Genomic DNA, 7,486 nt, shown 5'->3' with positions numbered 1-7,486 from the left:
CCCAGCGCCCTCCCCGCCACCACGGCGGGGAGGGCGCCCCCGTACCTGCCCCTGAACGGAGCCCACCGTGGACTTCAACCACGTCACTCGCCCGCTGTCCGACTCTGAAGCCAAGACCGAAGCCGAGCGGATCATCGCCGAAGCGATGCGCCCCGAGCGGCAGTTCCCGACGTCGTTCCGCGACGACTCCGAGGTCCCGGCCTACGGCGACACCCCGCCCGTCCATCAGGACGACAAGCGGATCGTCCCGGCCTGGGCGGCCGGGATCGCGGTCGCCTCCATCGGCGTCGGCGCCGGCATCACCGGCGTCGGCTGCGGAGCCTGGCTGGTCCTCCAGGGCCTGGCCTCCGTCACGCTCTACGGCGTCCTCATGGTCACCCTGCCGTTCGCGGGCGTCGCCATGGTCGCCACCGCGATCGGCGGCGCGTTCAGCAAGGCCCGCAAGTCGGTGTCCAAGACGTACTACGAGGGCCCGGTCGTGCAGAACACGCAGATCAACAACACCAGCAACCAGCGCGGGATGTTCTCCCGCACCCACAACGACGTCCGCTGAGCTCCGGGCGCCCTGCCTCGTATCCGACACCTCGCCCACAGGGCCGGGGCTCGGGTGCGGGACAGGCCGTCCGGCCTCACCGGTCAGTCGTAGTCGATCCAGATCCGGCCGTGGTCATCGACCTCGGCACCCCGGATCTGCCCGTCCACGATCGCCCCGTTGATCGTCACCTCGACGTCGTAGTCCACGTCGATCCACAGCACACCGTCGTCGTCGGTGAACGCGGGCCAGATCTGCCCGTCCGTGTCCACGACCTCTTCGAAGACGACCTCTTCCGGCTCGTCACGGGTGAACCACCCCATCGCAGCCGCCCCCCCTCCTCTTCGGTCCCGTCGCTCACAGCTTGGCCCACTCGCACGCTCCGTGAACCCTGCATCGACAACAAGGAGTTGCCCCGTGCAGTCCAACGACAACACCCCCCGCGCCGACCGCCAGGAGCTCACCTACCTCCCCGTGCCCTTTCCGAAGGCACCGCCCAAGGAGCCGCGGTTCGCCGCGCTGCGCACCTGGTGGCAGGAGGCGTGGGAGGAAGAGGGCGTCCTGCACGCCATGTGGGAGGACGTCCTCAGCGCTCCCGAGGACGGCTTCCGGTACATGGCCCCCTGGCTCCGGGCCGTCCTGATGGTCGCCGGGGTGTCCTTCGTCGTACTGATGGCCAAGGCCGCCGGCGAAGTCATCCTCCAGGGGCTGCACACGCTGCTCACCGCCGTGCCCAAGGTGCAGGTCGGCGTCGACACATCCAGCGGCGTGTTCACCGTCGTCGACCAGCCGGTGCGCACGTACATCGCGCAGCACTCCGCCGGCCTCCCGGTCGAAGCCTCCACCGTCTACACGCTGTGGCTGCTCACCGGCATCGTCGGCCTGGTCCTCGGCTACCTCTCCCGCAACAACGGAGTGCGTGCGCTGTGGTCGGCGTGGGGCGCGGCCTCCGTGTTCATGGTCTGGACGGCCACCCCGGACACCAGCCGCCCCGTCGCGGTCGGCCTCGCGGTCCTCGCCTGGACGTTCCTGTCCACGTTCGTGATGCGCGGCCTGACCCTGCGCCGCCGCGTCGTCGCCGGGCGCCCGGCGAAGGTCGCCGTCAAGCCCGAGATCCACGTCCACGTCACCGCCCCGGCCCCGGCCGCCGACCAGCACCCGCACAACGGCTGCCCCTTCCGGGACTGACCTCCGGTCGCTCCGCCTGGTCCTCGCCCCCCGTTCCCGGGTGGGCGAGGGCTGGACAGGCCGACCGGCCACCTCGCACCGCGCCCGCCGACGAACAGCCGGCGGGCGCGGTGCTTGCTGTCCACCGACATCAGGAGGAGATCACTCGTGCTCATCCCCCGCCCGCGTCGCCGGACCGGCCGGCCCCGCCCGCAGCGCCCCGGCCCCCGCTACCCGCACCGCCCCGCCCGGCTCCCCGGCACCTGGAGCAGGTGATGGCCGACCAGGACGAGGACCTGGTCGACGTCGACCCGCACAACCCCGGCGACGGCTCCTTACCGGTCTTCCGGTGGAAGCAGGCCGGGCGCGAAAACCTCGCGACCCGCCGCCAGCTGCGGGAGATGGGGCTGCGCCCCGGCGGCCAGGAGCCGGTTGCCCGGATCGAGTGCCGCGGCGGGAAGCGGTGGGCGTGGCTGTACCGGATCGACCTGGCGAAGCCGAAGCTCCCGATGACGCTCGCGAAGGAAGCCGCGCTCGACAAGGCGATGGCTGCTCGCCAGACGTGTCCCGGCCCCTGTGGCCGGCGCTATTTCCACTGCCTCCCTCTGAAAACCCTTGGCTCCTGTCTGGAGTGCTACGACGGCACGCCCGCCGACCCCGCCTCCTACATCGCTCCCCCGGCCAAACACCTGCTGGCCGCCTGATCCGAGAGGACCACCGCCCATGAGCACCGCCATCCGCACCTCCGCCTTCACCGAGCCCGAGCGGCCCAAGAACCTCCAGATCCGGTTCGTCACGATCGGCGGATCCTTCGTCGACGTCACCGGCCTCGGTGAGCACCTCAAGAACCGGTGGAAGTGCCACGGCTGCAAGGCCACCTCGCAGTTCCCGGAGGAGGACTACCTGTTCAGCATCCGCGAGAAGGCCAACGACCACGCCGCCGCCTGCCGCGCGATCCCGCTGACGTGACCACCCGCCACCTGCGCGCCGCCCTGCTGCTCGCCGCCGTTCCGCTCGCCGCGGCGACGGCCGCCGCCGCGCTCCGCGCCGGCCACTGGCGGCTGTACGCCGACCGGTACCGCATCGAGCTCAAGCCCCAGCCCCGCCGCTCCTGCCCCGACTGCCGGGGCGCGGGCGGCTGGTGGGTCGATGGCGCGAACCCGGAGATGGAGGCGTGCGGCTGCTGGTCGGACCGGCGCGAGCTGCGCGTCCGGCTCTGGCCCTTCACGGCCTGGCCGGACGAGCCGCCGTTCTGAACGACCCGACCCCGGCCACACCGGCCGGGGTCGGACCGTCGGGTGGCCGCGCATCGGCAAAGGGCCGGCCACCCCGCTCCCTCACCCTCTGCGAGATCAGGAGACCTCCAGCATGCATCGTCCTGCCGTCTTCGCCGCCCTGCTCGGACTGGCCCGTGCCGCCAGCGCGGTCGGCGACTTCTGGGTGCAGACCGACTTCTGCGCCCGCGTGAAGGGCGCCTCCGACGACGCCCCGGTCATCTACGAGGACCCGGCCACCAAGGAGAAGACCACCCACGGCACCGCCGACGGCCGCAAGGCGTGCCTGCACCACTGCCTCACCTACACCGCCACGCAGGCGATCGTCACCGGCCTCGGAGCCCGCGCGCTGGGCATCCGGGTCCACCCCGGCGCGGCCGCGGCCGCGCTCGCCCTGTCCTTCGGCACGCACTACATCGCGGACCGTCGGGTGCCGGGACACGGGGTTCTGGAGAAGCTCGCCGACAAGACCGGCAAGACCAACTTCTACAAGCTGGCCTCGCACGGGATGAACGGCGCCTTCCACCTCGACCACTCCTGGCACCACGGCTGGGAGACCGTCGCCGCGCTCATCGCCACGACCAAGGCCATCACCCGGTGACCGGCCAGCCCCGGACACGACTGGAACGCATACGCGCCTCGGTCGGGATCGCCTCGCTGGCCCTCCAGCAGATCGACGAGAGTGCACGTGGCTGGACCGACTGGGAGCTTGCCCGTGAGGTCGTGTACCACGCCCAATTCCCGGACGGCGAGCAGCGCATCAACACGCTGTTCACGGAAGTAGAGGTCCGCCGGGTCACCGAGTACCTGGCTGGGAGCCGGCCCGACACCGAGCGTCTGACCGCGATCGAGATCTGCCTCCAGTCCGTCCCCGACGGCTGGAGACAGCGGGACGGTGACGCCGGCCGCATCGAGGACGCCGACGCTCAGTGGCTCGCTCAGCAGCTGCGGCAGGCGTGGGCACGGCTGGACAGGCTGCGTGACCGGCTCGATGCCGCCGGAAGCCTCATGGACACCACCCACGTCGCCACCGCCATCGACTACGTCCCCGGCTCGCGGGAGACGGAATGAGAGCCCAGCCGCCGCACCCGCACCCGCACCCGCTCACCCCGGCCGACCTCCTGGCCGGAGACGACTGGTGGCACGGCTGCCCGGACTGTCCGCTGCCCATCCAGGGCGGGGCCGCCGGCCTCGCCGCGCACCGCCGCACCGTCCACACCAGCGCCGGAGACCCCCGGCGCCCCATCACGATCCAGCTCGACTTCTGACAAGGAGGCCCACGATGGCCGTCCAGACCCGGACCGACACCTTCGCCGCGCTCCGTGACTGCTTCGCCGCCGACCTCGCCGCCCTCATCGGCGACCAGGCGCCGCGCGGCACCACGCCGAACGCCTTCATCGACCTGGTCGAAGAGGTCCGCGACGTCCTCGCCGCGTCCAGCATCGGCACCTGGCGGGAGGCCAGCGAGGAACTGGACCGCGCCGTCGGTCACCTCACCGACGCACTGACCAGCACGGACGGCGACCAGGCGTCGCTGCTGGCCTGGGCGCGCACCCACCTGCGCGACGGCATCGCGACGGCCAGCTGATCCCCGCCTCTGAGTTGAGCGCACTCTGTGCCGCCCCGGACCCCCGCACCCGCCGGGTCCGGGGCGGTCGCAGTGGCCCCTCAACCACGAGAGCGAGAGGAGATGGGTCGTCATGCCGCACCGCGAGGTCTATGAGGTCGACGTCCCGATACACCACACCAGCAACCCGGCCCTGCGGGGAATGCACGTCTTCGCCGGCGAGGCGGACTCCCGCAGTACAGCCCTGCGACGCGCCCACGAGGTGTACGACGCCGCGCTCGCCGCGCAGCAGGCCGGACTCGAGACCACCGGCCAGCAGCCGGACAGCTGGACCGCGCACGGACTGCGCCCCGGCTGGGAGCTCGACTGGCTCGCCGCGAAGGCCGGCCCCTGGAAGAGCCCCTACAGCTGGACCACCCGCAGCGACTTCGAGCTGTAGCTACGCCCCGGGACGGACGACACGGCGTCCAAACCAACCGCCCGTCCCGGGCCCACCCAACCCGTACGAGACGAGAGGGAGATCCCCAGTATGGACTCCGTCCTGCGCGTTCCGGGCCGGATCGGCCCGCGCACCCTCCTGATCACCACCGCCGCCCTGCCGCTCACCGGCTGGACCGTGCACGCCGTCGCGCTGCACCGCCGACTCGCGGCGACCCGCAAGGACCCGCTGACCGGCCTGATGCGCCGCGACGCCTACACCGCCCGCGCCCGCCGGCTCCTGGCACGCCACGGCGACAACACGGCCGTGGTCCTCATCGACCAGGACCACTTCAAGGCCGTGAACGACACCATGGGTCACGCCGCCGGCGACGCCGTCCTGGCCGCGACCGCCGCCCGGCTCACCGCGTGGGCGGGCCCGCGCGCAGCCGTGGGCAGGCTCGGAGGCGATGAGTTCGCCGTCGTCCTGGAGCTGCCCGCTGTCCGTCTGGAGCAGCGCCTCGCGCAGCTGATCCGGATGCTGCACACGCCGGTCGTCCTTGAGGACGGGCGCATCGTCGACGTCGCCGCCTCGGTCGGCGCCGCGACCCCGGCCGCGGTCGGCTCCCGCGACCTGAGCCTGTTGCAGCGGACCGCCGACGCCGCCCTGTACGACGGCAAGCACTCGGGCCGCGCGGTCCTTGCCACCGCCGCGCACGTTGCGGTGCCGTCCGTCAACGGACGCCGGGCCGGCCGTCCGGGCACGGCCGTGTGGGGGCGAGCCGCATGAGCCTCGCGACCCTGCCCGAGGGCGACTGGATCCGCGGCATCAGCATCCGGCAGCCGTACGCGGCCTGCATCCTCGCCGGTGTCAAAAACATCGAGAACCGTCCCGGCCGGTGGCGGAACGGCTGGGTGCTGCTGCACACCAGCAAGACCATCGACCAGCCCGCCCTGCGCATCCCGCTGATCGGCCGCACCATCCGCGGCCGCCAGCTGGTCACGGGAGCGGTCGTCGGCGTTGCCCGGATCACCGACTGCCACCAGGACCCCGAGGGAGCGCCGCTCTGCTCGGAGTGGGCCCATCCGGCCGCCTGGCACCTGGTCCTCGACGACGTCCAGGAGCTGCCGCTGCCGGTCCCTGCACGTGGGCAGGTCGTGCCCTGGAAGCCGTCGCCGGGCCTGCTGGAGCGCGTGTTCCAGCAGCTGCCCAACTTCCGGCCGTGACCCGCCAGGGACGCAAGAAGGAGACGGAGCCGTCGTTCGAGCCGGGTCTGATCCCGGCTCCCGGCCACCTTCTCGTCTGGCGCGACAGCCAGCACTTCGACCGCTGGCAGGACCTCCCCTGCACGCTGTGCGGCCAGCCCACGCCCATGCGCTCCCACTCCGGCGAGCCCGTGCACAAGGCATGCGCGGAGGACTGGATCACCGCCAACCCCGTTGAGGCCCGCCTCGGACGGTTCGCCTCCGACCTCACGCCGAAGCCCAAGTCCAAGGGCCAAGTCCAAGGGCCAAGGCGATCACGCCTGACCTCCACCTGGAGGAACTCCATGAGCAGCACCGAACGCGACGTCGACCACGCCCTCGCCTACCCCGAGCCGCCGGCCTCCCCGCTGTGGCATCGCCACGGCGCGAAGGCCCGCCCGCTCACGCCCGCCCAGCAGCGGCGAAACCGCGAGCTGCTGGTCATCGCACAGCGCACCATCCGACCCCGCTCCCCCCGCCCCACCGAGACCCTGGCGGAGGCCAGCTGATGGACACCAAGCACTGCGCCGTCGACGGCTGGGTCGACGCGATACCCGTCCCCGGCCCGCGCATCGGGACCGCCACGTTCGACCTGATCGTCCGGCCCGCCGACATCGACGCTCTCGCCGACGACGCGCCCGACACCGTCGTCACCTGCACCAGCGGCGACCCCCGGATCACGCACGAGCTGCTGAACGGCATCCAGCCCGGCGACCTGCTGCGCGTCACCGGCACCCTGGTCCAGCCCCAGACGCCCGGCGAGCCCGCCCGGCTCACCGTGGAGGCCCTGGAGGTCCTGGACACCGCGCTGGTCCCGATCCTGCGCGACATGGTGATGGACCGGTACGGCGACTACTGCGTCATCTTCGACGCCGACACCGACGCTGTGCCTGTCTTCACCGCGCAAGGACAGTGGGTCGGCCTCGCGGACAATCCCGATGCCATCGCCACCCTGATCGACATTCACGAGCGCGTGACCGGTGGTGATGCGTGATGACCACCACCACGCAGACCCGCACCGTCCTGGAGCGGTTCCCCGCCGGAAGCCCCCGCGGCTCATGGCCGGCGGAAGAGTACGCCGCCGCGCAGCGCGCCCAGGGCACGGACGCCCAGGTCGTGATGCACCTCCCCAGCGACCAGTTCCTCGTGGTCACCGACAACACCCCCAAGTAGCACCCCTCAGACCGCCGCGCCCCGCCTCCCCGGCCGGGCGCGGCGCTCACTCCTCATGCCGGCGGGGCGGCCGTCGACACCGACTCCGGCCGCCCCGCAGCACCAACCCCT

16 protein-coding genes are annotated in these 7,486 nt (G+C 72.2%); 15 read left to right on the top strand and 1 reads right to left on the bottom strand.

Translation table 11 applies throughout. From position 1 onward, the window contains the following. Positions 1-67: 67 nt before the first annotated feature. Positions 68-553 carry a hypothetical protein gene (locus tag KUM32_RS28275; protein WP_217144803.1) on the top strand — a complete coding sequence of 162 codons (486 nt, stop codon included), beginning with the start codon at positions 68-70 and terminating at the stop codon, positions 551-553. 83 nt (positions 554-636) lie between these two features. Here the strand turns inward: KUM32_RS28275 and KUM32_RS28270 are convergent, their stop codons facing one another. Then, positions 637-855 carry a hypothetical protein gene (locus KUM32_RS28270; protein WP_217144802.1) on the bottom strand — a complete coding sequence of 73 codons (219 nt, stop codon included), beginning with the start codon at positions 853-855 and terminating at the stop codon, positions 637-639. Between the two features lie 94 nt (positions 856-949). On the opposite strand from KUM32_RS28270, the gene KUM32_RS28265 reads away from it, so the two are divergent. The 14 genes from KUM32_RS28265 (at position 950) to KUM32_RS28195 (ending at position 7,375) form a co-directional block, all read left to right on the top strand. Then, positions 950-1,720 (top strand): hypothetical protein, encoded by a 771-nt coding sequence (locus KUM32_RS28265; protein ID WP_217144801.1) that lies wholly within the window; start codon positions 950-952, stop codon positions 1,718-1,720. A 254-nt stretch (positions 1,721-1,974) separates the two neighbouring features. Continuing rightward, the gene (locus KUM32_RS28260; RefSeq protein ID WP_217144800.1) at positions 1,975-2,403 is read left to right on the top strand and encodes an RRQRL motif-containing zinc-binding protein; all 429 of its coding nucleotides are present in this window, start codon (positions 1,975-1,977) and stop codon (positions 2,401-2,403) included. A 19-nt stretch (positions 2,404-2,422) separates the two neighbouring features. Further along, positions 2,423-2,668 carry a hypothetical protein gene (locus KUM32_RS28255; RefSeq protein ID WP_217144799.1) on the top strand — a complete coding sequence of 82 codons (246 nt, stop codon included), beginning with the start codon at positions 2,423-2,425 and terminating at the stop codon, positions 2,666-2,668. Further along, positions 2,665-2,955 carry a hypothetical protein gene (locus KUM32_RS28250; protein ID WP_217144798.1) on the top strand — a complete coding sequence of 97 codons (291 nt, stop codon included), beginning with the start codon at positions 2,665-2,667 and terminating at the stop codon, positions 2,953-2,955. The genes KUM32_RS28255 and KUM32_RS28250 overlap by 4 nt, the downstream gene beginning before the upstream one ends. Before the next feature lie 112 nt (positions 2,956-3,067). Then, positions 3,068-3,574, top strand: a complete 507-nt coding sequence (locus tag KUM32_RS28245) for a hypothetical protein (protein WP_217144797.1) — start codon at positions 3,068-3,070, stop codon at positions 3,572-3,574. Then, the gene (locus KUM32_RS28240; protein ID WP_217144809.1) at positions 3,571-4,044 is read left to right on the top strand and encodes a hypothetical protein; all 474 of its coding nucleotides are present in this window, start codon (positions 3,571-3,573) and stop codon (positions 4,042-4,044) included. The genes KUM32_RS28245 and KUM32_RS28240 overlap by 4 nt, the downstream gene beginning before the upstream one ends. Next, positions 4,041-4,241: a hypothetical protein gene (locus KUM32_RS28235; RefSeq protein WP_217144796.1), complete on the top strand. Its 201-nt coding sequence runs from the start codon at positions 4,041-4,043 to the stop codon at positions 4,239-4,241. The genes KUM32_RS28240 and KUM32_RS28235 overlap by 4 nt, the downstream gene beginning before the upstream one ends. Positions 4,242-4,255: 14 nt before the next feature. Next, positions 4,256-4,561, top strand: a complete 306-nt coding sequence (locus tag KUM32_RS28230; protein ID WP_217144795.1) for a hypothetical protein — start codon at positions 4,256-4,258, stop codon at positions 4,559-4,561. A 112-nt stretch (positions 4,562-4,673) separates the two neighbouring features. Further along, entirely contained in the window at positions 4,674-4,979 is a 306-nt protein-coding gene (locus tag KUM32_RS28225; protein ID WP_217144794.1) for a hypothetical protein, read from the top strand. A gap of 90 nt (positions 4,980-5,069) precedes the next feature. Beyond that, on the top strand, positions 5,070-5,747 hold the full coding sequence (locus tag KUM32_RS28220) for a GGDEF domain-containing protein (RefSeq protein WP_217144793.1): 678 nt from the start codon (positions 5,070-5,072) through the stop codon (positions 5,745-5,747). Further along, positions 5,744-6,184, top strand: coding sequence for a hypothetical protein (locus KUM32_RS28215; protein ID WP_217144792.1), 441 nt, complete (start codon positions 5,744-5,746; stop codon positions 6,182-6,184). The genes KUM32_RS28220 and KUM32_RS28215 overlap by 4 nt, the downstream gene beginning before the upstream one ends. Continuing rightward, the gene (locus tag KUM32_RS45440; protein ID WP_374227560.1) at positions 6,181-6,711 is read left to right on the top strand and encodes a hypothetical protein; all 531 of its coding nucleotides are present in this window, start codon (positions 6,181-6,183) and stop codon (positions 6,709-6,711) included. Before KUM32_RS28215 ends, KUM32_RS45440 begins: the two co-directional genes overlap by 4 nt. Beyond that, positions 6,711-7,196, top strand: coding sequence for a hypothetical protein (locus KUM32_RS28200; protein WP_217144791.1), 486 nt, complete (start codon positions 6,711-6,713; stop codon positions 7,194-7,196). Before KUM32_RS45440 ends, KUM32_RS28200 begins: the two co-directional genes overlap by 1 nt. Then, complete coding sequence (locus tag KUM32_RS28195; protein ID WP_217144790.1) at positions 7,196-7,375, top strand: hypothetical protein; 180 nt, start codon at positions 7,196-7,198, stop codon at positions 7,373-7,375. The genes KUM32_RS28200 and KUM32_RS28195 overlap by 1 nt, the downstream gene beginning before the upstream one ends. Positions 7,376-7,486 lie beyond the last annotated feature (111 nt).

This window comes from Streptomyces sp. AC627_RSS907 (genome assembly GCF_019049165.1).
The sequence above is the reverse complement of the archived record's forward strand: the minus strand, read 5'-3'. Positions and strand labels throughout refer to the sequence as shown.